Here is a 24304-nt window from a genome sequence, read left to right as displayed (position 1 = left end):
CGCGGGGAACGGGGTCAGCCGACGGCCGGGACCTTCTCGGTGCGGGTGACGGTCCGGTCCGCGGGGGCCGCGGAGGTCCTGGGCCTGCGCGGCAACAGCAGGGCCATTGCGGCGGCCAGGGCGACGGCGGCGGCTCCGATCCACAGCGCGGGGACGGTGCCGTCGGTGAAGGCCTGCGGGGACTCGAAGCCGCCCTGGGCGGAGAAGACCGAGGCCAGGATCGCGACGCCGAGGGCTCCGCCGACCTCGCGCAGGGCGTTGTTGGCGCCGGAGGCCTTGCCCTGGTCGGCCGGGGCGACGGTGGACATCAGGACGTTGGCGGCGGGGGCGAAGTAGAGGGCCATGCCGATCCCGCTGAGGATCAGCGGCGGGAGCTGGGCCGTGTACGAGACGTCCGTGCTCAGGATCGCCGCGAACCAGCCGAGTCCGAGGGCCTGGAGGGCCAGCCCGGCGACGACGACGGGGCGGCCGCCGATGCGGTCGGAGAGGATCCCGGCCAGGGGGGCGACGAGCATCGGCATGCCGGTCCAGGGGAGCATGCGCAGTCCGGCCTCGGTGGGCGAGTGGCCGGCGACGCCCTGGAGGAACTGGCTGAGCAGGAAGATCGAGCCGAACATGCCCAGGAACATCAGCAGGCCGGCCAGGTTGATCCCGAGGAAGCCGCGGTCGCGGAAGAGCCGCATGGGGAGCATGGGATCGGCGTGGGTGAAGCCGTGGTGGATGAAGCCGCCGACGAGCGCGGCGCCGACGATCAGGCCGGTGAGGACGGGTGCGCTGGTCCAGCCCTCGGCGTTGGCGTTGACCAGGGCGTAGACGATGCCGAAGAGGCCGCCGCTGATGAGCAGGGTGCCGGGGATGTCGAGGCGGGCCCCGGGGGCGGTGGACTCGGCGAGGCGCAGGCGGGCGAGCGGGATCAGGGCGAGGCCTATGGGCACGTTGAGCCAGAAGATCCACTGCCAGGAGATGTGCTCGGTGAGGCTGCCGCCGATGAGGGGGCCACTGGCGACGGCGACGCCGCCGACGGCGCTGAAGATGCCGAGGGCCATGCCGCGGCGGGCGGCCGGGACGGCGGCGGTGAGCAGGGTGAGGGTGAGCGGCATCATGACCGCTGCGCCGACGCCCTGCACGGCGCGGGCGGCGATCAGGGCGTCGATGCCGGGCGAGAGCGCGGCCGCGGCGGAGGCGCCGGTGAAGACGGTGAGGCCGGCGATGAAGAGCCGGCGGCGGCCGAAGCGGTCGCCGAGGGCGGCGCCGAACATGAGGAGGACGGCGAAGGTGAGCGTGTACGCGTTCACCGTCCACTCCAGGTCCTCCAGCCGGCCGCCGAGGTCCTCGCGGATGGCGGGGAGGGCGGTGGTGACCACCAGGTTGTCGAGTGCGGCCATGAAGCTGGCCACGCCGGTGAGGACGAGGGCCCAGACGGCGGGCCCGCGGAGCTTGGTGTCCGAGTCTTGGCTGTGCACGATTCGATTCCCCCTGCGATTTGTTAGTTATTGCTGACTAACTTGTGCGGCCATGAGCATGCGCGGGCAGATCGCGCACGCCCTCACTTCTCCAGGTGGCCCTTGGTCCGGGCCGAGGGGTAGAGACCCTCCCAGACCCGGTGGCCGGGCGGGAACCCCATGGCGGCAAGGGTGTTGATCAGCATCCCGTACGCCATGAAGGTCGTGGTGTCCTTCTCGTCGCCCCCCAGCGGCAGATGGGCGGTGTCCCAGAGCTCCATCCAGCCGGCGCGGACGGCCTCGCCGAAGGCGTGGTCACCGGCCGCTTCGGCCGCGGCCACCGCCACGTAGACCTGGAGCTGCATCTGGAGCTTGTCCGGGTCCTCCGCGATCAACCGGGCGTACGCATCGGCCATGGCCTGCAGCGCCTCCTCGCCGTGCAGCCCCTCGGACGCCGCGGCGAAGACCTCTCGCGTGTCCTTCAGGCAGCGCTCGGAGGCAGCCAGGAAGATCGCCTGCTTGTTGGGGAAGAGCCGGAAGAGATAGGGCTGCGAAACCCCCACCCGCTTGGCGATCACATCCGTGGAGGTCCCGTAGTAACCGCCACGGGCGAACTCGTGCATCGCCGCGCGAATGACGCTCTCACGCCGCTCATCTGCGCTCATCCTCACCATGCGGCTAAGTTAGTACTCAATCACTAACTTCGCAAGGGGTGGGAGCGCGCGGAGCTCGGAAACGGGGGGGAGGGCGACCGCCGGTCCGGCGCGGGGGAAGGCGGGCGGGGGCAGCGAGGAGCGCAGAGGGGGTAGAGGGTGGCGGGGAGGGCCCCTCCCCGCCACCCTCGCTCTTCCTCAGGCCAGTTCGACCACGGCCCGGGACATGCCCAGGACCTTCTGCCCGGCGCTCATGGCCGTCAGGTCGACCCGGACGCGCTTGTCGTCCAGCTTGGCGGCGACCTTGGCCGTGACCTCGATCAGTCCGCCCCGGTCGTCGTTCGGCACCACGACGGGCTTGGTGAAGCGCACGCCGTACTCGACGACCGCACCCGGGTCGCCCACCCAGTCGGTGACCACGCGGATCGCCTCGGCCATGGTGAACATGCCGTGCGCGATCACGTCCGGCAGTCCGACCTCCCGGGCGAACTTCTCGTTCCAGTGGATCGGGTTGAAGTCGCCCGAGGCGCCGGCGTACTGGACGAGCGTGGCGCGCGTCACGGGGAAGGACGCCGCCGGCAGCTCGGTGCCGACCTCGACGTCGGCGTACTGGATCTGCGCTGCCATGTCAGGCCTCCTCGGGGGCGCGGGAGACGAGCTTCGTCCACGCCGTCACCACGTGCTCGCCGGTCTCGTCGTGGACCTCGCCGCGGATGTCGATGATGTCGTTGCCCGCGAGCGACTTCACGGCCTCGATGGTGGAGGTCACCGAGAGCCGGTCACCGGCACGCACCGGGCGGGAGTAGGCGAACTTCTGGTCGCCGTGCACGACGCGGCTGTAGTCCAGGCCCAGCTGCGGGTCCTCGACGACCTGCCCGGCCGCCTTGAAGGTGATGGCGAACACAAAGGTCGGCGGGGCGATCACATCGGAGTAGCCGTACGACTTGGCGGCTTCGGGGTCGGTGTAGACGGGATTGGCGTCACCCACCGCGACCGCGAATTCGCGGATCTTCTCCCGGCCGACCTCGTACGGATCGGTGGGCGGGTAGCTCCGCCCCACGAAGGACTGGTCGAGAGCCATGCTCACTACCTCCTGATGAAGGGACACGAAAGACGCAAGAACAAAGACAGAAGGTACGGACACGGAAACGACACAAGGCCGCCCCCCAATGAAGGGGACGACCTCATGACGGTGCCTGTATACGAGACTTCGCTGGGGTCAGCGGGTCTCGCGGTGCGCGGTGTGCGAGTTGCAACGCGGGCAGTGCTTCTTCATCTCAAGACGGTCCGGGTTGTTACGCCGGTTCTTCTTGGTGATGTAGTTCCGCTCCTTGCACTCCACGCAGGCCAGCGTGATCTTCGGGCGGACGTCGGTGGCAGCCACGTGAGTGCTCCTTGACGGAATATGGGACGGATGAACGCATAAAAGAGTAGCCGATCGGGAGACCGACCCCGCAATCGGCTACTGTGTGTAGCGGCGACCGGACTTGAACCGGTGACACAGCGATTATGAGCCGCTTGCTCTACCGACTGAGCTACGCCGCTTTGATGTGATCAGCTCCCCACCCGAGGGCAGGGAACCTCTCTCACCAGAGCCCCAATGCGGAATCGAACCGCAGACCTTCTCCTTACCATGGAGACGCTCTACCGACTGAGCTATTGGGGCGAGCGATGAAGACATTACACGGTTGCCTACCGATCGCCCAAATCCTTTGCGGGAACAGGGCTCCGAGGGGGTTCCCCCGCTCTTCCCGATCACCCCGCAGGTCCCTCCCGGCCCACTTCTGGGGCGAAATGTGTGCGGGCTCACACCCCGACGGCCGTCGATCGGAGCCACCCCGGCCGGCTGGGCGTGCGCGTGCGCGCCACGGCGCACGGGCACCACACCGGTACGACTATTGCGCTCTTCCGTGAAGCGGGGTGCGCCGCGCCCTAGGCTCTGAGCACGCTGCGTGATCTTGGGCCGCGGGTCGCGGCCACGGCTCCAGGAACCGCCCGAGCCACCGCAGGAGCGCGATGTCCGACAGCCCGCCGCAGCAGCCGTCCCCATGCCCCCGCAGCGGCAACGGCAATGCGGCCGCCGCCGAGGCGACCACCCTGCTTCTCACAGGCGCCCGCCTGACCGACGGCCGTACCGTCGACGTCCGCCTCGGCGGCGGCCGGATCCAGGCCGTCGGCACCGCGGGCAGCCTCCCCTCCCCCGCACTGTCCCGGGTGGACCTGAGCGGCTACCTGCTGCTCCCCGCCCCGGCCGAGCCCCACGCCCACGGGGACACCGCGTTGACCGCCGACGGCGAGGGGCCCGTCTCCTACACCCCCGACGAGGTCCAGCGCCGGGCCACCGAAGCAGCCCTGCTCCAGCTCGGCCACGGCGCCACCGCCGTGCGCTCCCACGTACGGATCGGCGACGTGCACGGGCTCGGACCCATGGAGGCCGTGCTCCAGGCCCGACGTTCCCTGCGCGGGCTCACCGACCTGACCTCCGTGGCCGTCCCCCGCCTGCTGACCGGGGTGGCCGGTGCGGACGGGCTCGCCATGCTGCGGGACGCGGTCAAGATGGGCGCCTCCGTGATCGGCGGCTGCCCGGACCTGGACCCGGACCCCACCGGCTTCCTCGAAGCCGTCCTGCAACTCGCCGACGAGCACGGCTGCCCCGTGGATCTGCACACGGACGGTGACGATCCCGCCCGACTCTCCCGGCTCGCGACGATGGCCGGCGGGCTGCGCCCCGGGGTGACCATCGGCCCCTGCGGCGGCCTGTCCCGGCTCCCGATGGACGCGGCGGCCCGCGCCGCCGACCAGCTGGCCGCGGCCGGCGTACGGGTGACCTGCCTGCCCCAGGGCGACTGCGCGGCCCTGGAACGCCGCGGGCTGCGCACCGCCCCCGTACGGCTGCTGCGGGCCGCCGGCGTACGGGTCGCGGCCGGCAGCGGAGCGCTGCGGGACGCCGGGAACCCGGTCGGCCGGGGCGACCCGCTGGAGGCCGCGTACCTGCTGGCCTCCCAGGGCGGCCTCCGGGCGGGCGAGGCCTACGCGTCGGTCAGCGCCTGTGCCCGCGAGGCCATGGGCCTGCCGGAGGTACGGGTCGAGGCCGGCTTCCCCGCAGAGCTGCTCGCGGTGCGCGGGGACCGGATCGCGGGCGTGCTGTCCCTCGCCTACAGCAGGATCGTGATCCACCGCGGGCGCGTGGTAGCCCGTACGAGTGCCGTGCGGGAGTACTGCGACTCCGCCGTCGCGGTGGCCCTGGACCTGCCCCGGCAGGGCCGTACGGAGCCAGGACCCTGAAGTTCGCCGTTCGTTCGCGGGCGTGCGTGCCCGGCTCGTCGTACCGTCGGGACATGCGCATCGTCATCGCGGGTGGACACGGTCAGATCGCGCTGCGGCTGGAGCGCCTGCTCGCCGCGCGCGGGTACGAGGTCGCGGGCATCATCCGCGACCCGGCACAGGGCGACGCCCTCAGGGAGGCGGGCGCCGAGCCGGTGCTCTGCGATCTGGAGTCGGCCACGGTCGAGCACGTGGCGGGGATCCTGCAGGGCGCGGACGTGGCGGTGTTCGCGGCCGGCGCGGGCCCCGGCAGCGGTGTCGGGCGCAAGGACACCGTGGACCGGGGCGCGGCGGTACTCCTCGCCGACGCCGCCGAACGGGCCCGTGTACGGCGCTTCCTGATGGTCTCTTCGATGGGCGCGGACGCGCACCACGAGGGCGACGAGGTCTTCGACGTCTACCTGCGCGCCAAGGGCGAGGCCGACGACCACGTACGCACCCGGCTGGGCCTGGAATGGACGGTGCTGCGCCCTGGCTCGCTGATCGACGACGCCGGGACGGGCCTGGTCAGCCTGGAGGCCCGGACGGGCCGCGGGGCCGTCCCGCGCGACGACGTGGCGGCGGTGCTGGCCGAACTCATCGAGACCCCGGCGACGGCGGGTCTGACCCTGGAGCTGGTCTCCGGCTCCACACCGGTCCAGGTGGCCGTCAAGGCCGTGGCCGGCAACTGACGACCCGCCGCGCGGCGGCGCTTCAGAACTCGGCGCTCACCTTGTCGTCGGAACGCCCGACCGAATCCTGCTGGTACCCGTCCTCGTACGCCTGCCGGATCCGCTCGATGCGCGTACTGCGCTCGCCGGCCTCCTTCTCGGGGTACAGCAGGACCACCTCGTAGGACGCCTCTCGGACGATCTTGCCGTCCTGGCCGCGCCACTGCCCGTACCCGTCGTGGAGCGTCAGCCCCTCGGGGAAGGCGGGGGTGATCTCCCGGTCCAGGAACCGCATGAACTCCTTCTCCCCGACCGGCCCCCGCCCGTCGGAGCGTTCGGTGCCGAAGTACAGCCGGGTCTCCTGGTAGGGCGCACCCACCTCCGTGTGGAGGGCCGCTCCCATCAGAGCCGGAATCCCCGCGCCGAGCAGAGCGATGAGCACTCCGCCGCCGACCTTCCCCCGCGTGTCAGATGTCCACTTCACCCACGGTGAACGAACAGGAGCGCACGACGATGCGGCCGATGTCCGCCCGGTGCGCCCCGGCCCCACGCTTTTCACGCCGGGGGTCGCGCGGCATACGTGAAGACCCCCGTTACGAGTAACGGGGGTCTTTCATCGCGTGGCGGCGCCAGGGTTCGAACCTGGGTAGGCTGAGCCGGCAGATTTACAGTCTGCTCCCTTTGGCCACTCGGGCACACCGCCAAGATTTGCTGCCATTTTTTCCGCCTTGCGGCGGCGCTCCCTGGCAACGACGTAAACGATACCTGATGACCGGGGGTGCTTCGCCACCGGATTGATCAGCGCTGGGGGTGAGTGCGGTGGCTAGGCTTTGCGGAGCGGGCCGGGGATGTCCGGCCGCGCCCTCAGGGGCGATCACAACCGACTTCAAGGAGCCACAGCACATGGCCGACTCCAGTTTCGACATCGTCTCGAAGGTCGAGCGGCAGGAGGTCGACAACGCCCTCAACCAGGCCGCCAAGGAGCTCTCGCAGCGCTACGACTTCAAGGGCACCGGCGCCACGATCGCCTGGTCCGGCGAGAAGATCCTGATGGAGGCGAACTCCGAGGAGCGCGTCAAGGCCGTCCTCGACGTCTTCGAGACCAAGCTGGTCAAGCGCGGCATCTCGCTCAAGGCGCTGGACGCCGGCGAGCCGCAGCTGTCCGGCAAGGAGTACAAGATCTTCGCCACGATCGAGGAGGGCATCTCCCAGGAGAACGCCAAGAAGGTCGCGAAGATCATCCGGGACGAGGGCCCCAAGGGCGTCAAGGCCCAGGTCCAGGGCGAGGAGCTGCGCGTCAGCTCCAAGAGCCGTGACGACCTCCAGGAGGTCCAGGCGCTGCTCAAGGGCAAGGACCTGGACTTCGCGATCCAGTTCGTGAACTACCGCTGACCCAGGTCTGCGACCTGCCACCACGCCGGCCCGGCGGTCTTCACCGACCGCCGGGCCGCGGCGGTTGCGGGGTGTGTGAGCGGGGCGTGTGCGGCGCACGCGCCACCACGGGCTCCTGTGGGCACTTGGGGTGCGTGAAGTGCGCCCAGCACGCTGGGTGGCATCACATCACCGCGTGGCAGGGGGTTCTCGCATGCCTGGGGCCGGCACGTTTCGCGATGACTTCGGGGCGTCCGTCGTCGTCGCGCTGGTCGCATTGCCCCTGTGCGTGGGGGTGGCGGTCGCCTCCGGGGTGCCGGCCGAGCTGGGGATCGTCACAGGGGTGGTCGGCGGTCTGGTCACCGGATGGTTCCGCGGCAGCTCGCTCCAGGTGAGCGGGCCCGCGGCGGGGCTGACCGTGCTCGTCTACGAGGCGGTGCAGGCGTACGGTCTGCCCGCGCTCGGCGTGCTGGTGCTGGCCGCGGGCGTGGCGCAACTGGGCATGGGGGTTCTGCGGCTCGGGCGGTGGTTCCGGGCGATCTCCGTCGCCGTCGTGCACGGAATGCTGGCCGGGATCGGGCTGGTCCTGATCTGCGGGCAGCTGTACGCCCTGGGCGGTGTGGAGGCTCCCGGGCAGACCCTGGCGAAGCTGCGCGGGGTGCACGAGCTCGGGGCGCAGGCCGACTGGGCCGCCGTGCTGCTCGGAGTCGGGACGATCGCCGCCATGGTCGCCTGGCGCCGGATGCCCGCCCGGCTGCGGGTCGTGCCCGGCGCGCTCGTCGGGGTGGCCGCCGCCACCGCCGCGGCCGTCCTGCTGCGGCTGCCCGTCGACAAGGTGCGGGTGACGGGGGTCCTGGCGGCGGTGTCCCCGCCCGCATGGGGTGACTTCGGGGTGCTGGCCACCGTCGGCGCGGCCGGGACCGTGGTCGCCCTGGCGCTGATCGCCTCCGCCGAGACGCTGTTCAGCGCGGCCGCCGTGGACCGCATGCACGACGGGCCGCGGACGGAGTACGACAGGGAGCTCATCGCCCAGGGCGTGGGCAACAGCGTGTGCGGGCTGCTCGGGGCGCTGCCGATGACCGCCGTGATCATGCGCAGCGCCGCCAACGTGGAGGCCGGCGCGCGCACGCGGGCGGCCAGGGTGCTGCACGGTGGCTGGCTGCTGCTCTTCGCCGTGGCGTTCCCCCAGGTGCTGGAGATCGTGCCGCTGGCCGCACTGGCCGGGGTGCTGCTGCACGCGGGCTGGAAGCTGCTGCCCGCCAAGGCGGTGGCCGCGCTGTGGCGGACGCACCGGGGCGAGGCGGTGGTACTGCTGGCCACGGCCTTCGCGATCGTGGTGACCAATCTCTTCGAGGGGGTGCTGGTCGGGCTGGGGCTCGCCGTCGCCAAGGCCGCCTGGGAGACCTCCCACGTGCACATCGAGGAGGTGTGGGAAGGCGAGGAGCTGTGCGTGCGGGTCGTGGGGAACGCCAGCTTCCTGCGGCTGCCGAAACTACTCGACGCGCTGGACGCGCTGCCGCACGGAAACCCGGTGCGGCTCGATCTGAGCGGGCTGCGCCACCTCGATCACGCCTGTCTGACCGCCCTGGAGGGGTGGGAGCGCACCCGGGCGCCGCTCCCCGGCCGGGAGGGCGTCATCTAGCCCGGCTACCCTCCGCTCGTGGAAAACGAGTTGAAGCGCACCCTGGGAGTGTCCGACGCCGTCGTCGTCGGACTCGGCGCGATGGTGGGCGCCGGCATCTTCGCCGCCCTCGCCCCGGCGGCGAGCGCGGCGGGCGGTGCGCTCCTGGCCGCTCTGGGCCTGGCGGCGCTCGTGGCCTACTGCAACGCGCACTCCTCTGCGCGTCTCGCCGCCCGGTACCCGTCCTCCGGCGGCACGTACGTCTACGGACGGGAGCGGCTCGGTCCTTTCTGGGGGTATCTGGCCGGCTGGGGATTCGTGGTCGGCAAGACCGCGTCCTGTGCGGCGATGGCCCTCACCGTGGGTGCGTACGTCTGGCCGGGGCAGCAGCACGCCGTGGCCGTCGCGGCGGTGGTGGCGCTGACCGCGGCGAGCTACGGCGGGGTTCAGAAGTCGGCCCGCATCGCCCGGCTGATCGTGGCGGCGGTCCTGGCGGTGCTGGCCGGGGTGGTCGTGGTGTGCCTGTCCTCCGGCGCCGCCGATCCGGGGCGGCTGGGCGGCTCGGACTGGACCGCCATAGGGCTGTTGCAGGGCGCCGGCCTGCTGTTCTTCGCCTTCGCGGGCTACGCCCGGATCACCACCCTGGGCGAGGAGGTGCGCGACCCGGCGCGGACGATCCCGCGGGCGGTGCCGCTCGCGCTGGGGCTCGCCCTGCTCGTGTACGCCGCGGTCGCGGTGGCGGCGCTGTCGGTGCTCGGCGCCGACGGGCTGGCGCAGTCGGCGGCCCCGCTCGCCGACGCGGTTCGGGCGGCCGGTCGGCCGGAGTCGGCGCCGGTCGTACGGGTGGGCGCGGCCCTGGCCGCACTGGGCTCGCTGCTGGCCCTCGTGCTCGGGGTGTCGCGGACGGTCCTGGCGATGGCCCGGGACGGCCATCTCCCGCGTGCGCTGGCCGCCGTACATCCACGGCATCAGGTGCCGCACCATGCGGAGCTGGCAGTGGGTGCGGTCGTGGCGGTGCTCGCGGCAACCGCCGATCTGCGGGGCGCGATCGGCTTCTCCTCCTTCGGAGTGCTCGCCTACTACGCGATCGCGAACGCCTCCGCGTGGACTCTCGGTTCAGCTGTCAAGGGTCGGGCCGTGGCAGCGGTCGGGCTGTCCGGCTGTGTGGTGCTGGCGTGCGCGCTGCCCCTCGTGTCGGTGGTCGCGGGGGCGGCGGTGCTGGCGCTGGGCGCGCTGGCCTACGGGGTGAGGAGTCGGCTCAGATCCGGGATCTGAACCCGGCCCAGGGCGCCGGCTCCAGGTCGTACTCCTCGCCGAGGGCGGACTCCTCGCAGAACCAGGCGGTGCCGTCGAGCCAGCCGTGGAACCAGCCCGCCAGGCTGGGGCTGTCGATGGACCAGGCGAGGTCGGGCTCCCCCGGATTCGGGTCGAACAGCAGGACTTGGGCGGTGTCGGAGCGGCCGTCCACGCAGGCGACGACGCCGCAGCCGAAGTCGGCTATCGGCAGCACGCCCTCGGGCCATCGCCATCCGGCGGACCTCCGCTGCTCGTACGCCAGCACGGTCTCGCGCAATGGCAGCAGGCCGCGCTCGGGGCCGAATCCTCCGTCGCCGATGTGGGTGTAGAGCGCGGCGAGCAGCGGCGGCAGGGTGAAGCCGAGTATGCCTTCGGCCCGGGCGATCTCCCCGCTGCCCAGCGGTGCGGGCAGGGCCTTTCCGTGCCGGCGCACGGAGTTGCGCACGTGGTCTGCGACTTGCTCCAGCAACTGCTCGGTCTCGTTCATGCGTTCATGGTGACGCACACCACTGACAGCCGCCCGGGCCTGTGGACAACCCAGTCGGGCACGATGCCGGCGCCTTTGTCCCGCGGTCGGACGCCGTTGCGGCGTCGTACGTGCGCCAGCGGGGCGGCGAAGAGGTTCTCCGCCGCCCCGCACGGGCCCACAGCCGGGCCTCAGTTGCCCCATCGTCGTGGTCGTCGCCCTCGCCCCCCAGGGCGGACGAGGTCACCGAGAGGCGAAGGGAGCGTCCGTGGGGACGATTTCGCGGCCCAGCGGGAGCAGGGCGAGCGGGACCATCTTGAAGTTGGCGATGCCGAAGGGGATGCCGATGAGCGTGATGCAGAGCGCGATGCCGGTGAAGATGTGACTCAGCGCCAGCCACCAGCCCGCCAGGACCAGCCACAGGACGTTGCCGATGGCGGAGCCCGCCCCGGCGTCGCGGCGCTCGACCGTGGTGTAGCCGAAGGGCCAGAGGGCGTAGATCGCGATGCGGAAGGCGGCGATGCCGAAGGGGATGCCGATGATGGTGATGCAGAGCAGCGCGCCCGCGAGGAGGTAGCCCAGGAACAGCCATATACCGCTGAGGATGAGCCAAATGACGTTCAGGAGTGTCTTCACGGGCGGCGGCCTGCCATCTGTTCGAGCCGGGCGATGCGCTCGGCCATCGGAGGGTGTGTGGAGAACATCTTAGAAAGGCCTTCTCCGGGACGGAACGGGTTGGCGATCATCATGTGGCTCGCCGTCTCCAGTCGCGGCTCGGGCGGCAGCGGGAGCTGCTTGGTGCCCGCGTCGAGCTTGCGCAGGGCGCTGGCGAGGGCGAGCGGGTCGCCGGTGAGCTGGGCGCCGGAGGCGTCGGCCTCGTACTCGCGAGAGCGGCTGATGGCGAGCTGGATCACGGAGGCGGCCAGGGGGCCCAGAATCATGATCAGCAGCATGCCGAAGAGGCCGGGGCCCTCGTCGTCGTTCGACCGACCGACCGGAATGAGCCAGGCGAAGTTCACCAGGAACATGATCACCGAGGCGAGTGCTCCGGCGACCGACGAGATCAGGATGTCGCGGTTGTAGACGTGGCTGAGCTCGTGGCCGATCACCCCGCGCAGCTCGCGCTCGTCGAGGATGCGCAGGATGCCCTCGGTGCAGCAGACCGCGGCGTTGCGCGGGTTGCGGCCGGTGGCGAACGCGTTGGGCGCCTCGGTCGGCGAGATGTAGAGGCGTGGCATGGGCTGGCGCGCGGACGTGGAGAGCTCGCGCACCATGCGGTAGAGCTCGGGCGCCTCGAACTCGCTGACGGGGCGGGCGCGCATCGCGCGTAGAGCCAGCTTGTCGCTGTTCCAGTACGCGTAGGCGTTCGTCCCGAGGGCGATGAGGACGGCGACGATCAGGCCGCCGCGCCCGAAGAAGCTTCCGATGAGGATGATGAGTGCGGACAGCCCGCCGAGGAGTACGGCGGTTTTGAGCCCGTTGTGCCGGCGGTGCACGGTACGCCCTCCAAGTGGTGCGGCAGGGGAGCCCCGTCATGGATCTGAGGGTCTACGGTCCAGTGGACCCTCCCTTCCTGGTCAACGCGAGGTGGGGGCGTCCGGTTCCCGGGGCGCACCGGGGCGGCCGCCCGCCGCCGCCCCCTCGGGAGGGGCGGCGGGGCGGCGGCAGGGCTGCGGACGGCTGCGGCGGGCGTTACTCCGTACGGGTCAGGTGTACGGGCTACTGCGCGAAGAGGCTGCCCGACGCGACGCGCAGGACCAGCTGCGGGGCGCCCGACAGGACGACCGCCGTGATCGCGGTGAGCACGATGGCCGCCGTCACCGGCCAGGGGGCCTTCGCACGGCCCGCCGCGCCCTCGGCGCCCTCGGCCCCTTCCGGCATCCGGAAGAGGAGGGCGGTCCACCGCAGGTAGTAGTACAGGGCGATGACGACGTTGATCGCCATGACCACGGCCAGCCAGCCCAGGCCCGCGTCGACCGCGGAGCGGAAGACGGTGACCTTGGCGAAGAGGCCGATGATGCCCGGTGGCAGGCCCGCCAGGCACAGCAGGAAGAAGGCCAGCGAGAGGGCGGCCAGCGGGCGCTCGGCGTACAGGCCGCGGTAGTCGCTGATGCGGTGGAGCGGCTTCGTACGGGCGACGAGGGCGGCGACGGCGAAGGCACCGAGGTTCACGGCGGCGTACATGAGGGCGTAGGCGACGGTGGAGCCGATCTGGTCGCGCTCGGAGTACGCGGCGGCGGCGATCGGGACCAGCAGGTAGCCGGCCTGGCCCACCGAGGACCAGGCGAGCAGCCGCACGGCACTGTTCGGGCGGTCCGGGGACTGGCGCAGTGCGGCGGCGTTGCCCAGCGTCATGGTGAGCGCGGCGAGGACGGCGAGGGCCGGGCCCCAGATGTCGGAGTACGCCGGGAAGGCGATCACCGTGACGAGGATGAGGCCGGTGAAGCCGACGGCCTTGCCGATCACCGAGAGGTAGCCGGCGATGGGCAGGGGGGCGCCGACGTAGGTGTCGGGGACCCAGAAGTGGAAGGGGACGGCCGCGGTCTTGAAGGCGAAGCCGACGAGGGTGAGCGCGACGCCTGCCATGGCGAGGGTGTCGAGCTGCCCGGGGACGTCTTCGAGGCGGTCGGCGACCTGGGTGAGGTGCAGCGAGCCGGTCGCGGCGTAGACGAAGCTGACGCCCATCAGCGACACGGCGGTGGCCGTGACGGAGGAGAGGAAGAACTTGAGGGCGGCCTCGGAGGAGAGCCGGTCGCCGCGACGCATGCCGACGAGGGCGAAGGCGGGCAGCGAGGCGACTTCGAGCGCGACGATCAGGGTGGCGAGGTCGCGGGAGGCGGGCAGCAGGGCCGCGCCGGCTGCGGAGGAGAGCAGCAGGAACCAGTACTCGCCGGCCGGCATGCTCGTGTCACGGACGGCGGTGACCGACAGGAGGGCGGTGACCAGGGCGCCGGCCAGCACAAGGAACTGGATGACGAGCGTGAAGTGGTCCGCGGTGTAGCTGCAGGCCGCCGGGTCGCCGGTGAGGCAGAAGGTGCTGCGGTCGCCGGCGCGCAGCGGCACCAGGGTGGCGATCGCGGCGGCCAGGCCGGCCACCGAGATCCAGCCGAGGAGCGGCCCCCGGCGCTCGGACACGAAGAGATCCGCGACGAGGACCACCAGGCCGACGGCGGCGGTGATCACCACGGGCGCGATGGCCAGCCAGTCGACGGACTGGACGAGGCTGGGGCTTTCGGCGGAGAGGACCGTCAGGGCCGTCATGAGTTGCCTCCTGCGAGGAGCTTCTGAACGGCCGGGTCGGTGAGGCCGAGGAGGACCGCGGGCCACAGGCCGGCGAGGACGGTGAGGGCGACGAGCGGGGTCCAGGCGGCGAACTCGTAGCGCTGGATGTCCGCGACGGCGAGCTCGGGTCCCGCTTTCGGGTCTCCCATGCAGACGCGCCGTACGACGATCAGGAGGTAGGCGGCGGTGAGCAGGGTGCCGAACGCGCCGACGGCCGTGTACGTGAGGAACGCGGGGCGGGACAGGCCCTCGGCGGGGTCGAAGGCGCCGAAGAGGGCCAGCATCTCGCCCCAGAAGCCGGCCAGGCCCGGGAGGCCGAGGGAGGCGACGGCGGCGAACGCGAGGAACGCGCCGAAGCGGGGGGCGCGGCCGTAGAGGGCGGCGCCGGTGGCCCCGGCGAGGGTGTCGAGGTCGGCGGTGCCGTAACGGTCCTTGAGGGCCCCGACCAGGAAGAAGAGCAGGCCGGTGATCAGGCCGTGGGCGATGTTGGCGAAGAGCGCGCCGTTGACTCCGGTGGGGGTCATGCTCGCGATGCCGAGGAGGACGAAGCCCATGTGGCCGACGGAGGAGTACGCGATGAGGCGCTTGAGGTCGCCCTTGCTCCCCTGGCGGGCCAGCGCGAGGCAGGCGAGCGATCCGTAGACGATGCCCACGGCGGCGAAGGCGCCCAGGTAGGGGGCGAAGGTCTGCATTCCGTCGGGGGTGACGGGGAGCAGGATGCGGACGAACCCGTACGTGCCCATCTTGAGCAGGACGCCGGCCAGCAGGACGGAGCCGACGGTGGGCGCCGCGGTGTGCGCGTCCGGCAGCCAGCTGTGCAGGGGCCACATCGGGGTCTTCACGGCCAGGCCGATGCCGATGGCGAGGACGGCCAGCAGCTGGGTGGTGTGGGACAGTTCGCGGCCGTTGTCAGAGGCGAGTGCCACCATGTCGAATGTGCCGCTCTTCAGTCCGATCAGCAGCAGACCGAGCAGCATGACGACGGAGCCGAGGAGGGTGTAGAGGATGAACTTCCAGGCGGCGGGCTGCCGCTGAGCACCGCCCCAGCGGGCGATGAGGAAGTACATCGGGATGAGGACCATCTCGAAGGCGAGGAAGAAGAGCAGCAGGTCGAGGACGGCGAAGGTCGCGAGGGTGCCGGACTCGAGGACGAGGAGCAGCGCGACGAAGGCCTTCGGGGAGGGGCCCTCGGGAAGCTTGAAATAGCTGTAGAGCGCACAGAGGAAGAACAGCAGCGCGGTCATCAGGAGGAGGGGAAGCGAGATGCCGTCGACACCGAGGTGGATCCGGACGTCGAGCGCCGGGATCCAGCTGATGTCCGTCGTCGCCTGGAAGCGGGACGGGGCGTCGTGGTCGAAGCCCACGGTGAGGGCGATAGCCGCGGCGAGGATCACGCCGGTCACGGTCACGCCGTGGCGGAGCACGGCCTGTTCGGGGCTGCGGCCCTTGAGGCCGGGCGGGGCCGGCAGCAGGGCCGCGGCGGCGCCGAGGAGCGGTGCGGCCACGATGAACGCCAGAAGGAACTGCATCACGGACGGGCTGATATCAATCACGGCTGACTCACGGCTCACGATCCGGCGTTGACGTTGGCGAGGACGGCGGTGGCGATCGCCAGGACCACGGCGCCGGCGAGCAGGGCGCTCAGGTAGCTCTGCACGTTGCCGGTCTGGGCGCGGCGTACGAGGCTGCCGAGCAGCCGGGTGCCGGTGCCCGCGCCGCGGACGTACGTGTCCACGACCTCGCGGTCGAGGAAGCGGACCAGGCCCGCCGACGCCCGGACGGGGCGGACGAAGAGCCGGTCGTAGACGGCGTCGAGTTGGAAGCCGTCGGCCGCGTGGCGGTGCAGCGGGCCGAGGAGCGCCTTGCCGGGGTCGGCGGCGGGGCGGGCCGAGACGGCGGGGTGATCGTGGGTCACCTCGGCCACCTCGGGGGTTTCCGCGGCGGATTCGGCGGCGGCGACGGAGGCGGGCACGCCGGCTGCGGTGCCTGCGGCGGCCTTCGCCGTGGCGCGCTGCCAGAGGGCGTAGGTGAGCATCACGCCGATGACCGCGGCGCCCGTGCCGAGGACCGAGGTGACCACGGTCGGGGTGAGGGCCCTGCCGTCGAACCAGTCGGCGAGAAGGCCCGCCGCGAGGCCGAAGCCGACCGTCGGGATCGCGAGCAGCCACAGGACGCCGGTCATGGCGAAGGGTTCCCTGCCGTGGTCGGGGGCGGCTGCGCCCCTGCCGCGGAAGGCCATCAGCCAGAGCCGGGTGGCGTAGGCGGCGGTGAGCAGGGCGGTCAGCAGTCCGGCGACCAGCACCACCCAGCCGGCGGCGCTGGGAGCGAGGTCCGAGTGTCCGGTGGCGGTCTGCTCGGCGGCGACGAGGACGGCTTCCTTGGAGAAGAAGCCGGCGAAGGGCGGGATGGCGGCGAGCGCGAGGAGCGCGATCGTCATCGTCCAGAAGGCGTCGGGGATGCGCTTGGACAGGCCGTCCATCCGGGACATGGCGGCCAGGGAGTTCGTACCGGCGGCGTGGATGATCACGCCCGCGCCCAGGAAGAGGAGCGCCTTGAAGGCGCCGTGGGACAGGAGGTGGAAGACGGCCGCTCCGCGGTCGCCGACGGCCAGGGCGCCGATCATGTAGCCGAGCTGGCCGACCGTGGAGTAGGCGAGCACCCGCTTGATGTCGTCCTGGGCGAGGGCGGCGAGGCCGGAGCCGATCATCGTGACGGCCGCCATGACGGCCATGACCACCAGTGCAGCGCGGGAGGCCGCGAAGACGGGCAGGAGACGGGCGATGAAGTAGACGCCGGCGGCGACCATCGTCGCGGCGTGGATCAGCGCGGAGACCGGGGTGGGGCCCGCCATGGCGTCGGGCAGCCAGGTGTGCAGCGGGAACTGCGCGGACTTGCCGGCGACTCCGGCGAGCAGGAGCAGCGCGATCAGCGTCGGGTGGTCGAGACCGCCCGCGGCGACGGTGCCCAGGATCTTCGTGATCCGGAAGGAGCCGGCGTCGGTGGCGAGCGCGAAGAGACCGATCAGGAAGGGGACGTCACCGAGCTTGGTGACGAGGAAGGCCTTCAGGGAGGCGGAGCGGGCCGCTTCGGTCTCCCAGTAGTGGCCGACGAGGAAGTACGAGCAGATGCCCATGACCTCCCAGCCGACCAGCAGCACCATCAGGTCGCCGGAGTAGACGACGAGCAGCATGGCGGAGGTGAACAGTGAGACGAGAGCGGCATACGACGGGTAGCGCGGGTCCTCACGGAGGTACGCCGTCGAGTAGAGCTGTACGCAGGTGGCGACGACTCCGACCAGGACGGCGACCAGCGCGGCGAAGCCGTCGATGTAGAGCGATAGGTCGATCGGCACCGAGCCGGTCGGGGTCAGCTCGGTCGCGGTGCTGATCGCCGTGCCGCCGCCCTGGCGGACGGCGACGAGCACGGCCAGTACGGCGGCGGCGAGCGTCGGCAGGATCGCGAGCGGCCGGACGAACCCGGGGGCGCTGCGGCCGAACAGCAGTCCCGCGACCGCACCCAGGAAGGGCAGCAGCGGGACGAGGACGGCGAGGGTCGTGGTGCTCACGCGGTGACCTCGCTCTGGTTGTTCTCGGCGGGCTCGTGGCCTTCGGCGGTGTCGCGCAGCCGGTCGACGTCCGAGGTGCCGCGGTTGCGGTACACCATCAGCACGATCGCGAGACCGATGCCGATCTCGGCGGCGGCGATGGCGATGGTGAAGAGGGTGAGGGCCTGACCGGCGTGCAGGGCGTCGCGCAGCCAGACGTCGAAGGCCACCAGGTTGAGGTTGACGGCGTTGAGCATCAGCTCGACGGACATCAGGACCAGGATGGCGTTGCGGCGGGCGAGTACTCCGTACAGGCCCGTGCAGAAGAGGAGCGCCGCGAGCACGGCGGGGTAGGCGAGGTGCATCAGCGCCGGCCCTTCTTCTCGCCGGGTCCGGCCGGGGTGGCGGCTTCGGCGGGGTCGTTCCTGCGGGACAGCACGATGGCCCCGATCAGGGCCGCGAGGAGGAGGACCGAGAGCGCCTCGAAGGGCAGCACCCAGTGCTGAAAGAGGATCTCGCCGGAGACCTTCGTCGAGCCCTGGACGGGTCCGTCGAGGTCGATCCAGGTCGTGCGGAAGGCGTCGACGACGACCCAGACCAGCGCCCCGGCCGCCACGACGGCGACGCCGAGCGCGATCCGGCGGTTGCCGGAGTCCGCGTCCGGGGAGCGGCCGATGGGCGCCCTGGTGAGCATCAGTCCGAAGAGGAGGAGGACGACCACGGAACCGAGGTAGATGAGGACCTGGACCCAGGCGATGAACTCGGCGGTCAGCAGCAGGTACTCGACGGCGATGCCGCCGAGCGCGACGACCAGCCACAGGGCGGCGTGGACCAGCTGCTTGGTGGTGACCGTGACGAGGGCCGCGCCGAGGGTGGCGAGGCCGACGAGGACGAAGGCGATCTCGACGCCGGTCGGGGAGAGGAAGCCGGGCCCCGTGACGGTGGCTGCGGCCAGGGTGGCGGCGGGGGTCACGCGTCTCCCTCGGGGGTCGGGGTGGTCGGCGGTTCGGCCTCGGCGGCCTCGGCGGCCTCGGCGGCCCGGGAGGCTGCTTCGGCCGCGGCGGCGGCCGCCGCAGCGGCTTCGGCCTTCTCCACTGCCTTGCGGGCGGCGGCGATCTCCTTGGGCTCCTCGGCGGCAGGGTCCAGCGCGGGCGGGGCCGGGACGGTCCACATCCACTCGCGGAGCTTGTCGCGCTCGTGGGTCAGCTCGTGGATGTCGGTCTCCGCGTACTCGAACTCCGGCGACCAGAAGAGGGCGTCGAAGGGGCACACCTCGATGCAGATGCCGCAGTACATGCAGAGGGAGAAGTCGATGGCGAAGCGGTCGAGGACGTTGCGGCTGCGCTCGCGGCCACCGGGGGTGGACGCGGGGACCGTCTCCTTGTGGGAGTCGATGTAGATGCACCAGTCGGGGCACTCACGGGCGCACAGCATGCAGACCGTGCAGTTCTCCTCGAACAGGCCGATGACCCCGCGGGAGCGGGGCGGCAGTTCGGGCTGGACGTCGGGGTACTGGGCCGTGTGCGAGCGCTTCGTCATCGTGCGCAGGGTGACGGCCAGGCCCTTGGCGAGGCCGGATCCGGGGATGGGCATTACTGGATCGCCACCTTCACGATGCCGGTGAGCGCGATCTGGGCGAGCGCGAGCGGGATGAGTGTGGTCCAGGCGAGCTTCTGGAGCTGGTCCTCGCGCAGGCGCGGGTAGCTCACGCGGAGCCAGATCACGACGAAGGCGAGGATCGCGGTCTTGAGCAGGGTCCAGACCCAGCCGAGGCCGTCGGCGCCGAAGGGGCCCTGCCAGCCGCCGAGGAAGAGGACGGTGGTGAGGGCGCAGAGGACCACGATGCCGGCGTACTCGGCGAGCAGGAACAGGGCGAAGCGCAGGCCCGTGTACTCGGTGTACGCGCCGAAGATGATCTCGGAGTCGGCGACGGGCATGTCGAAGGGGGGCCGCTGCAGTTCGGCGAGGCCGGCGGTGAAGAAGACGAGCGCACCGACGATCTGCCAGGGCAGCCACCACCACTCGAAGCTCTCGACGATGCCGGGGAGGGAGACCGTCCCGGCGGCCATCGCGACGGAGGCGGCGGCGAGCAGCATGGGGAGCTCGTAGGCGAGCAGCTGGGCGGCGGTGCGCAGGCCGCCGAGCAGGGAGAACTTGTTCGCGGAGGCCCAGCCGGCCATGAGCGAGCCGAGGACTCCGACGCCCATGACGGCGAGCACGAAGAACACGCCCGCGTCGATGACCTGGCCGACCGCGCCCTCGCCCGGGCCGATCGGGATGGCGAGGAGGACGAGGAGGTACGGCAGCAGGGCGACGGCGGGGGCCAGCTGGAAGATCCGGCGGTCGGCGTTGGCCGGGACGATGTCTTCCTTCTGCGCGAACTTCACACCGTCGGCGACGAGCTGGGCCCAGCCGTGGAAGCCGCCGGCGTACATGGGGCCGAGGCGGCCCTGCATGTGGGCCATCACCTTGTGCTCGGTCTGCCCGACGACGAGCGGGAGCACGAGGAAGACGGCGAAGACGACGATCAGCCGCAGGGCGACGTCGAGGACGTCGTTCACGCGTCGCCTCCGTTGTCGGGGGTGGAATGGGGGGTGGGGGTGGTCTTGGGAGCACGGGTCGCCTCCGGCGCGGTCGGCCGGGTCGCCTCCGGCGCGGTCGGCGGGGTCTCGGCCGCGGGCTCGGTGGGCTCCGGCTTCGCCGTGGCCGGCAGCTCCGTCGGCCCGCCGGGCATGGCCGGCTTCGCCGAGGGGTCCTCGGACGCGGGCGTCGGCGCGTGCGCGGTCGCCTCCGGCGCGATCGGCCCGGTCTCGGCCGCGGGCTCGGTGGGCTCCGGCTTCGCCGTGGCCGGCGGCTCCGTCGGCCCGCCGGGCGTGGCCGGCTTCGCCGAGGGGTCCTCGGACGCGGGCGTCGGCGCCTGCGCGGTCGCCTCCGGAGCGGTCGGCGGGGGCGCCGGCTTCGCCGCGGGGTCCTCGAAGGCGGGCTTCGGGTCGTGCCAGGGGGCGTCGGTGCTGCGGGGGGCCGGGCGCTTCGGAGCTGCTGCTTCGGGCTGGGGAGCGGGCGCGGGGGGTGCTGCCTGGCTGGCCGAGCCCTCCGTCACCGAGCGGGTGCGGCGGGGCGGGCGCGAGGTGTCGGATTCCGGGGTTTCCGAGGCTGCCGCGGTTGCCGGGGGCGTCGGGGTCTGGCTGGCCGAGCCCTCCGTCACCGAGCGGGTGCGGCGGGGCGGGCGCGGGGTGTCGGATTCCGGGGTTTCCGAGGCTGCCGCGGTTGCCGGGGGCTGGGTGGCCGAGCCCTCGGTGACCGAGCGGGTGCGGCGGGGCGGGGCGCCCTCGCGCGGGGTGCGGGCGGCGGCGCCCGCCGCTCCGGCCGCGCGGGGGGTACGGGCCGGGCGGGCCGGGGCCGGCGGGAGCTGGCCCTTCATCGGACCCCAGTCGTTGGGGTCCGGGACGCCCGGCGGGAGCATCTGGCGGCGCTTCGGGCCGTCGGGGTCCGCGCCCTCGCCCGGCTCCTTGGCGCCCGGCCAGGCCTTGGCGACGCGCGCCGCCAGGACGAAGTCCTTGCGCAGCGGGTGGCCCTCGAAGTTCTCCGGCAGGAGGAGGTGGACCAGGTGCGGGTGGTCGGTGAAGACGACGCCGAACATTTCGAACGTCTCGCGCTCGTGCCATTCGGCTCCCGCATAGACGGCGACCGCCGACGGCAGGGAGGGGGCGCTGTGCGGGACGGTGGTGCGCAGCAGGAGGCGGCGTACGCGGTGGTTCTCCAGCGAGGCGACGTGCGCACAGATCCGGAAGCCGGTGCCGGGCTCGTCGACCGCGCTCAGCCAGTCGAAGTAGGTGCAGCCCAGCTTGTCCCGGGCGATCTCGAGGGAGGAGATCCAGCTGCCGACGGGCACGTCCACCGTGAGGACGTCGTACGAGAACTCGGCGACGGCCTCGGCGCCGAAGACCGCCGGAGCCGCGTCGGGGAGGGAGTCGTAGAGGTTCATGCGCCGGCCCCCGGGGCGGGTGCGGGCGGGGGCGTGACCAGGCCGCTCGTGAGCTGGGTGACCGACGGACCCTCGGCGTAGCGTTCCGCCAGCGACTCGCGGGCGATCTTCTCCTGGAGCTTGAGGATGCCCTGGAGGAGCGCTTCCGGGCGCGGCGGGCAGCCGGGCACGTAGACGTCGACGGGGATGATCTGGTCGACGCCCTTGGTCACCGAATACGAGTCCCAGTACGGGCCGCCGCAGTTGGAGCAGGCACCGAACGAGATGACGTACTTGGGCTCGGGCATCTGCTCGTAGAGCCGCTTGACGGCCGGTGCCATCTTGTCCGTGACGGTGCCCGAGACGATCATGAGGTCCGCCTGGCGGGGTCCCGGCGCGAAGGGGATCACGCCGAGGCGGATGAAGTCGTGGCGGGCCATGGACGCGGCGATGAACTCGATCGCGCAGCACGCCAGGCCGAAGTTGAAGACCCACAGGCTGTAGCGGCGGCCCCAGTTCAGGACCACCTTCATCGGTTCCGGGGCCAGGCGGGAGAGGACTCCGAGGCGCTTGGGCTCCGGGAGCAGCACGCCCTCGGTCGGCGTCACAGCCGGTGTCACGTCCATTCGAGGACGCCCTTCTTGTACGCATAGAGCAGGCCGACGGCCAGGAAGCCCAGGAAGATGAACATCTCCACCAGCGTCGTGGCGCCGTAGCCGGCGGCGGCGAACACCGTCGCCCACGGGAACAGGAAGATCGAGTCGACGGCGAAGATGACGTAGAGGAACGCATAGACGTAGTAGCGGACCTGGGTGTGCGCCCAGCCTTCGCCGACCGGGTCCACACCGCATTCGTACGTCAGCAGCTTCTCGTGGGTGGGGACGACGGGTCGCAGCAGGCGGCCTGCTCCGAACGCCACGGCCACGAAGAGCACACCGAGAGCGGCCAGCAGACCGACGACCGAATAACTCCGGAAGTAGTCCGCCGCGAGCACGGTTGCGGTCGATACCGTTGGTTCGGGCACGTCCGTTCCTCGCTCCTCGGTCACTGTCGACGATCTGGTACGGACGGGAGTCTAGGGCCTGCCTCACACGGGGTGGGGTTATCCCCCGTTCACAGCACCCCGGCCGCCCCATGGCATCGGCGAGGCGCGCTTGACAGGCTGTGGCGCATGACCACGAGCCACGTCCTCCCCGACGACGATCGACCTCCCCCCGTACGCGCCGTGTTCAGCGCCGTGACGTGGAAGGAGATCGCCTTTCTGGTGAGCAATCTGCCGATGGCGATCGTCGGTTTCGTTTACGCAGTTGTCATGGTTGCCGGGACGGGCGGTCTTTCCATGACCGCGATCGGGCTTCCGCTGCTCGCCTGCGGTCTTTATCTGTCTCGGCAACTGGGACGGCTGGACCGGGCACGCGCCCGCTGGCTGCTGGGCGTGCGGGTGGAGGAGCCGACCCCGATCCCCGGTCCGAAGCGGTCCGGCGGATTCTTCCCCTGGCTGTGGACGAGCATCAAGGACCCGGTCGGCTGGCGGACGGTGCTGTATCAGCTCGTCCGGCTGCCGTGGGGGGTTCTCACCTTCACGGTAGCCCTGACCGGGCTGTTCGTGCTGTGGCCGGTGCTGCCGTATCTGGTGCGTCTGATGGCGAACGCGGACCGGGCGCTGGTACGGGGGCTCCTGTCGCCGTCCGACGACCTGGAGCGGCGGATCGCCGAGCTGGAGTCCGACCGGGGCGTGGTGGTCGACACCGCGGCGGCGGACCTGCGGCGTATCGAGCGGGATCTGCACGACGGGGCGCAGGCCCGGCTGGTGGCGCTGGCGATGGGGCTGGGCCTGGCGAAGGAGAAGCTGCTGGAGGACCCGGAGGGCGCGGCGGCGATGGTCGACGAGGCCCACGGGGAGGTGAAGCTCGCGCTCCGGGAACTGCGGGACCTCGCGCGCGGGATCCATCCGGCGGTGCTGACGGACCGGGGGCTGGACGCGGCGCTGTCGTCGGTGGCGGCGCGGTGCGTGGTGCCGGTGAAGGTGGCGGTGGATCTGCCGGAGACGCGGCCGGCGGAGGCGATCGAGGGGATCGCGTACTTCGTGGTGTCCGAGCTCCTGCAGAACGTGAGCAAGCACGCGGGGGCGGAGGCGCGGGGCGCGAAGGTGGAGGTGTGGCGGGCGGGGGCTCGGCTGTTGATCCGGGTGTCGGACGACGGGCGGGGCGGGGCGCGGACGTCCGGGGGGAGCGGCTTGGCGGGGCTCGCGGAGCGGCTCGACGCGGTGGACGGGGTGCTGGTCGTGGAATCGCCCGAGGGGGCGGGGACCGTGGTCACGGCGGAGCTGCCGTGGCGGGGGCGGGGCTGAGGCGTGCGGGGTGTGGTGGTGAGCGGGCCCCTGCCGGGTGGGCGGGGGCCCGTACGCGTGGCGGGTGCAGCGCCGTCTCCCGGGGCCCCGCCCCGGACCCCGCGCCTCAAACGCCGACGAGGCTGAATACCGAGGTGGGCGGGGGCCCGATACGTGCGGCCGGTGCACCGCCTCCTCCCGGGGCCCCGCCCCAGACCCCGCGCCTCAAACGCCGACGAGGCTGAATACCGAGGTGGGCGGGGGCCCGATACGCGTGGCCGGTGCAGCGCCGTCTCCCGGGGCCCCGCCCCAGACCCCGCGCCTCAAACGCCGACGAGGCTGGAATGGCCGGGCTCCGCGCC

25 protein-coding genes and 3 tRNA genes are annotated in these 24304 nt (G+C 71.9%); 6 read left to right on the top strand and 22 right to left on the bottom strand.

What is annotated here, in order from left to right:
• Window positions 1–14: 14 nt before the first annotated feature.
• From ACWGIF_RS05230 to ACWGIF_RS05200, 7 genes are all read right to left on the bottom strand, one after another.
• A complete protein-coding gene (locus tag ACWGIF_RS05230) occupies window positions 15–1463 on the bottom strand; it encodes an MFS transporter (RefSeq protein WP_453491325.1) in 1449 nt (482 codons plus the stop codon).
• Between the two features lie 83 nt (window positions 1464–1546).
• On the bottom strand, window positions 1547–2116 hold the full coding sequence (locus tag ACWGIF_RS05225; RefSeq protein ID WP_453491322.1) for a TetR/AcrR family transcriptional regulator: 570 nt from the start codon (window positions 2114–2116) through the stop codon (window positions 1547–1549).
• Window positions 2117–2293: 177 nt separating this feature from the next.
• A complete protein-coding gene (locus tag ACWGIF_RS05220) occupies window positions 2294–2722 on the bottom strand; it encodes a MaoC family dehydratase (RefSeq protein WP_453491319.1) in 429 nt (142 codons plus the stop codon).
• Between the two features lies 1 nt (window position 2723).
• Complete coding sequence (locus ACWGIF_RS05215) at window positions 2724–3176, bottom strand: MaoC family dehydratase N-terminal domain-containing protein (protein WP_362851929.1); 453 nt, start codon at window positions 3174–3176, stop codon at window positions 2724–2726.
• 138 nt (window positions 3177–3314) lie between these two features.
• Window positions 3315–3479, bottom strand: coding sequence for a 50S ribosomal protein L33 (gene rpmG, locus ACWGIF_RS05210; protein WP_003956487.1), 165 nt, complete (start codon window positions 3477–3479; stop codon window positions 3315–3317).
• Between the two features lie 88 nt (window positions 3480–3567).
• Window positions 3568–3640 (bottom strand) — tRNA-Met (locus tag ACWGIF_RS05205).
• A 48-nt stretch (window positions 3641–3688) separates the two neighbouring features.
• Window positions 3689–3761 (bottom strand) — tRNA-Thr (locus ACWGIF_RS05200).
• Between the two features lie 350 nt (window positions 3762–4111).
• Here ACWGIF_RS05200 and ACWGIF_RS05195 point away from each other — a divergent pair.
• Both ACWGIF_RS05195 and ACWGIF_RS05190 read left to right on the top strand, forming a co-directional pair.
• Window positions 4112–5380, top strand: coding sequence for an amidohydrolase family protein (locus ACWGIF_RS05195; RefSeq protein WP_453491315.1), 1269 nt, complete (start codon window positions 4112–4114; stop codon window positions 5378–5380).
• Window positions 5381–5433: 53 nt separating this feature from the next.
• Window positions 5434–6090 carry an SDR family oxidoreductase gene (locus ACWGIF_RS05190; protein WP_453491312.1) on the top strand — a complete coding sequence of 219 codons (657 nt, stop codon included), beginning with the start codon at window positions 5434–5436 and terminating at the stop codon, window positions 6088–6090.
• 22 nt (window positions 6091–6112) lie between these two features.
• Here ACWGIF_RS05190 and ACWGIF_RS05185 read toward each other — a convergent pair whose 3' ends face one another.
• A complete protein-coding gene (locus ACWGIF_RS05185; RefSeq protein ID WP_453491309.1) occupies window positions 6113–6553 on the bottom strand; it encodes a DUF3574 domain-containing protein in 441 nt (146 codons plus the stop codon).
• Between the two features lie 137 nt (window positions 6554–6690).
• Window positions 6691–6772 (bottom strand) — tRNA-Tyr (locus tag ACWGIF_RS05180).
• 200 nt (window positions 6773–6972) lie between these two features.
• Between ACWGIF_RS05180 and ACWGIF_RS05175 the strand changes: the two genes are divergently transcribed.
• From ACWGIF_RS05175 to ACWGIF_RS05165, 3 genes are all read left to right on the top strand, one after another.
• Window positions 6973–7461: a YajQ family cyclic di-GMP-binding protein gene (locus tag ACWGIF_RS05175; protein WP_030009008.1), complete on the top strand. Its 489-nt coding sequence runs from the start codon at window positions 6973–6975 to the stop codon at window positions 7459–7461.
• 193 nt (window positions 7462–7654) lie between these two features.
• Window positions 7655–9082: a SulP family inorganic anion transporter gene (locus tag ACWGIF_RS05170; protein ID WP_453491306.1), complete on the top strand. Its 1428-nt coding sequence runs from the start codon at window positions 7655–7657 to the stop codon at window positions 9080–9082.
• An 18-nt stretch (window positions 9083–9100) separates the two neighbouring features.
• Window positions 9101–10336 carry an APC family permease gene (locus ACWGIF_RS05165; protein ID WP_453491303.1) on the top strand — a complete coding sequence of 412 codons (1236 nt, stop codon included), beginning with the start codon at window positions 9101–9103 and terminating at the stop codon, window positions 10334–10336.
• Here ACWGIF_RS05165 and ACWGIF_RS05160 read toward each other — a convergent pair.
• The 13 genes from ACWGIF_RS05160 to ACWGIF_RS05100 form a co-directional block, all read right to left on the bottom strand.
• Window positions 10320–10844: an SMI1/KNR4 family protein gene (locus tag ACWGIF_RS05160; RefSeq protein ID WP_453491300.1), complete on the bottom strand. Its 525-nt coding sequence runs from the start codon at window positions 10842–10844 to the stop codon at window positions 10320–10322. The two genes, ACWGIF_RS05165 and ACWGIF_RS05160, sit on opposite strands and share 17 nt — an antisense overlap.
• A 222-nt stretch (window positions 10845–11066) precedes the next feature.
• Entirely contained in the window at window positions 11067–11459 is a 393-nt protein-coding gene (locus ACWGIF_RS05155) for a YccF domain-containing protein (protein WP_453491297.1), read from the bottom strand.
• Window positions 11456–12319: a zinc metalloprotease HtpX gene (htpX, locus tag ACWGIF_RS05150; RefSeq protein WP_453491294.1), complete on the bottom strand. Its 864-nt coding sequence runs from the start codon at window positions 12317–12319 to the stop codon at window positions 11456–11458. The genes ACWGIF_RS05155 and htpX overlap by 4 nt, the downstream gene beginning before the upstream one ends.
• 223 nt (window positions 12320–12542) lie before the next feature.
• Window positions 12543–14084: an NADH-quinone oxidoreductase subunit N gene (locus ACWGIF_RS05145; protein WP_453491291.1), complete on the bottom strand. Its 1542-nt coding sequence runs from the start codon at window positions 14082–14084 to the stop codon at window positions 12543–12545.
• A complete protein-coding gene (locus ACWGIF_RS05140; RefSeq protein WP_453491461.1) occupies window positions 14081–15634 on the bottom strand; it encodes a complex I subunit 4 family protein in 1554 nt (517 codons plus the stop codon). The genes ACWGIF_RS05145 and ACWGIF_RS05140 overlap by 4 nt, the downstream gene beginning before the upstream one ends.
• Window positions 15635–15672: 38 nt before the next feature.
• Window positions 15673–17670 carry an NADH-quinone oxidoreductase subunit 5 family protein gene (locus ACWGIF_RS05135; protein WP_453491288.1) on the bottom strand — a complete coding sequence of 666 codons (1998 nt, stop codon included), beginning with the start codon at window positions 17668–17670 and terminating at the stop codon, window positions 15673–15675.
• The gene (nuoK, locus tag ACWGIF_RS05130; protein ID WP_453491285.1) at window positions 17667–18014 is read right to left on the bottom strand and encodes an NADH-quinone oxidoreductase subunit NuoK; all 348 of its coding nucleotides are present in this window, start codon (window positions 18012–18014) and stop codon (window positions 17667–17669) included. Before nuoK ends, ACWGIF_RS05135 begins: the two co-directional genes overlap by 4 nt.
• Complete coding sequence (locus ACWGIF_RS05125; protein ID WP_453491282.1) at window positions 18014–18622, bottom strand: NADH-quinone oxidoreductase subunit J family protein; 609 nt, start codon at window positions 18620–18622, stop codon at window positions 18014–18016. Before ACWGIF_RS05125 ends, nuoK begins: the two co-directional genes overlap by 1 nt.
• Window positions 18619–19242, bottom strand: a complete 624-nt coding sequence (locus tag ACWGIF_RS05120) for a NuoI/complex I 23 kDa subunit family protein (protein WP_453491279.1) — start codon at window positions 19240–19242, stop codon at window positions 18619–18621. Before ACWGIF_RS05120 ends, ACWGIF_RS05125 begins: the two co-directional genes overlap by 4 nt.
• Window positions 19242–20210 (bottom strand): complex I subunit 1/NuoH family protein, encoded by a 969-nt coding sequence (locus ACWGIF_RS05115; protein WP_453491276.1) that lies wholly within the window; start codon window positions 20208–20210, stop codon window positions 19242–19244. Before ACWGIF_RS05115 ends, ACWGIF_RS05120 begins: the two co-directional genes overlap by 1 nt.
• Window positions 20207–21634 carry an NADH-quinone oxidoreductase subunit C gene (locus tag ACWGIF_RS05110; RefSeq protein WP_453491273.1) on the bottom strand — a complete coding sequence of 476 codons (1428 nt, stop codon included), beginning with the start codon at window positions 21632–21634 and terminating at the stop codon, window positions 20207–20209. The genes ACWGIF_RS05115 and ACWGIF_RS05110 overlap by 4 nt, the downstream gene beginning before the upstream one ends.
• A complete protein-coding gene (locus ACWGIF_RS05105) occupies window positions 21631–22239 on the bottom strand; it encodes an NADH-quinone oxidoreductase subunit B (protein ID WP_453491270.1) in 609 nt (202 codons plus the stop codon). The genes ACWGIF_RS05110 and ACWGIF_RS05105 overlap by 4 nt, the downstream gene beginning before the upstream one ends.
• Entirely contained in the window at window positions 22230–22637 is a 408-nt protein-coding gene (locus tag ACWGIF_RS05100; RefSeq protein WP_453491267.1) for an NADH-quinone oxidoreductase subunit A, read from the bottom strand. Before ACWGIF_RS05100 ends, ACWGIF_RS05105 begins: the two co-directional genes overlap by 10 nt.
• Before the next feature lie 147 nt (window positions 22638–22784).
• Between ACWGIF_RS05100 and ACWGIF_RS05095 the strand changes: the two genes are divergently transcribed.
• Window positions 22785–23963, top strand: coding sequence for a sensor histidine kinase (locus tag ACWGIF_RS05095; RefSeq protein WP_453491264.1), 1179 nt, complete (start codon window positions 22785–22787; stop codon window positions 23961–23963).
• The last annotated feature ends 341 nt before the right edge of the window (window positions 23964–24304 follow it).

Source organism: Streptomyces sp. NPDC054849 (genome assembly GCF_053610945.1).
The sequence above is the reverse complement of the archived record's forward strand: the minus strand, read 5'-3'. Positions and strand labels throughout refer to the sequence as shown.

Bases quoted from the DNA above. Each gene is read 5' to 3' on its own strand.
- ACWGIF_RS05225 (WP_453491322.1), bottom strand. From the start codon at position 2,116: ATGGTGAGGATGAGCGCAGATGAGCGGCGTGAGAGCGTCATTCGCGCG.
- ACWGIF_RS05220 (WP_453491319.1), bottom strand. From the start codon at position 2,722: ATGGCAGCGCAGATCCAGTACGCCGACGTCGAGGTCGGCACCGAGCTG.
- ACWGIF_RS05215 (WP_362851929.1), bottom strand. From the start codon at position 3,176: ATGGCTCTCGACCAGTCCTTCGTGGGGCGGAGCTACCCGCCCACCGAT.
- ACWGIF_RS05195 (WP_453491315.1), top strand. From the start codon at position 4,112: ATGTCCGACAGCCCGCCGCAGCAGCCGTCCCCATGCCCCCGCAGCGGC.
- ACWGIF_RS05190 (WP_453491312.1), top strand. From the start codon at position 5,434: ATGCGCATCGTCATCGCGGGTGGACACGGTCAGATCGCGCTGCGGCTG.
- ACWGIF_RS05175 (WP_030009008.1), top strand. From the start codon at position 6,973: ATGGCCGACTCCAGTTTCGACATCGTCTCGAAGGTCGAGCGGCAGGAG.
- ACWGIF_RS05170 (WP_453491306.1), top strand. From the start codon at position 7,655: ATGCCTGGGGCCGGCACGTTTCGCGATGACTTCGGGGCGTCCGTCGTC.
- ACWGIF_RS05160 (WP_453491300.1), bottom strand. From the start codon at position 10,844: ATGAACGAGACCGAGCAGTTGCTGGAGCAAGTCGCAGACCACGTGCGC.
- ACWGIF_RS05145 (WP_453491291.1), bottom strand. From the start codon at position 14,084: ATGACGGCCCTGACGGTCCTCTCCGCCGAAAGCCCCAGCCTCGTCCAG.
- ACWGIF_RS05140 (WP_453491461.1), bottom strand. From the start codon at position 15,634: ATGCAGTTCCTTCTGGCGTTCATCGTGGCCGCACCGCTCCTCGGCGCC.
- nuoK (WP_453491285.1), bottom strand. From the start codon at position 18,014: ATGCACCTCGCCTACCCCGCCGTGCTCGCGGCGCTCCTCTTCTGCACG.
- ACWGIF_RS05120 (WP_453491279.1), bottom strand. From the start codon at position 19,242: ATGCCCATCCCCGGATCCGGCCTCGCCAAGGGCCTGGCCGTCACCCTG.
- ACWGIF_RS05110 (WP_453491273.1), bottom strand. From the start codon at position 21,634: ATGAACCTCTACGACTCCCTCCCCGACGCGGCTCCGGCGGTCTTCGGC.
- ACWGIF_RS05105 (WP_453491270.1), bottom strand. From the start codon at position 22,239: ATGGACGTGACACCGGCTGTGACGCCGACCGAGGGCGTGCTGCTCCCG.
- ACWGIF_RS05095 (WP_453491264.1), top strand. From the start codon at position 22,785: ATGACCACGAGCCACGTCCTCCCCGACGACGATCGACCTCCCCCCGTA.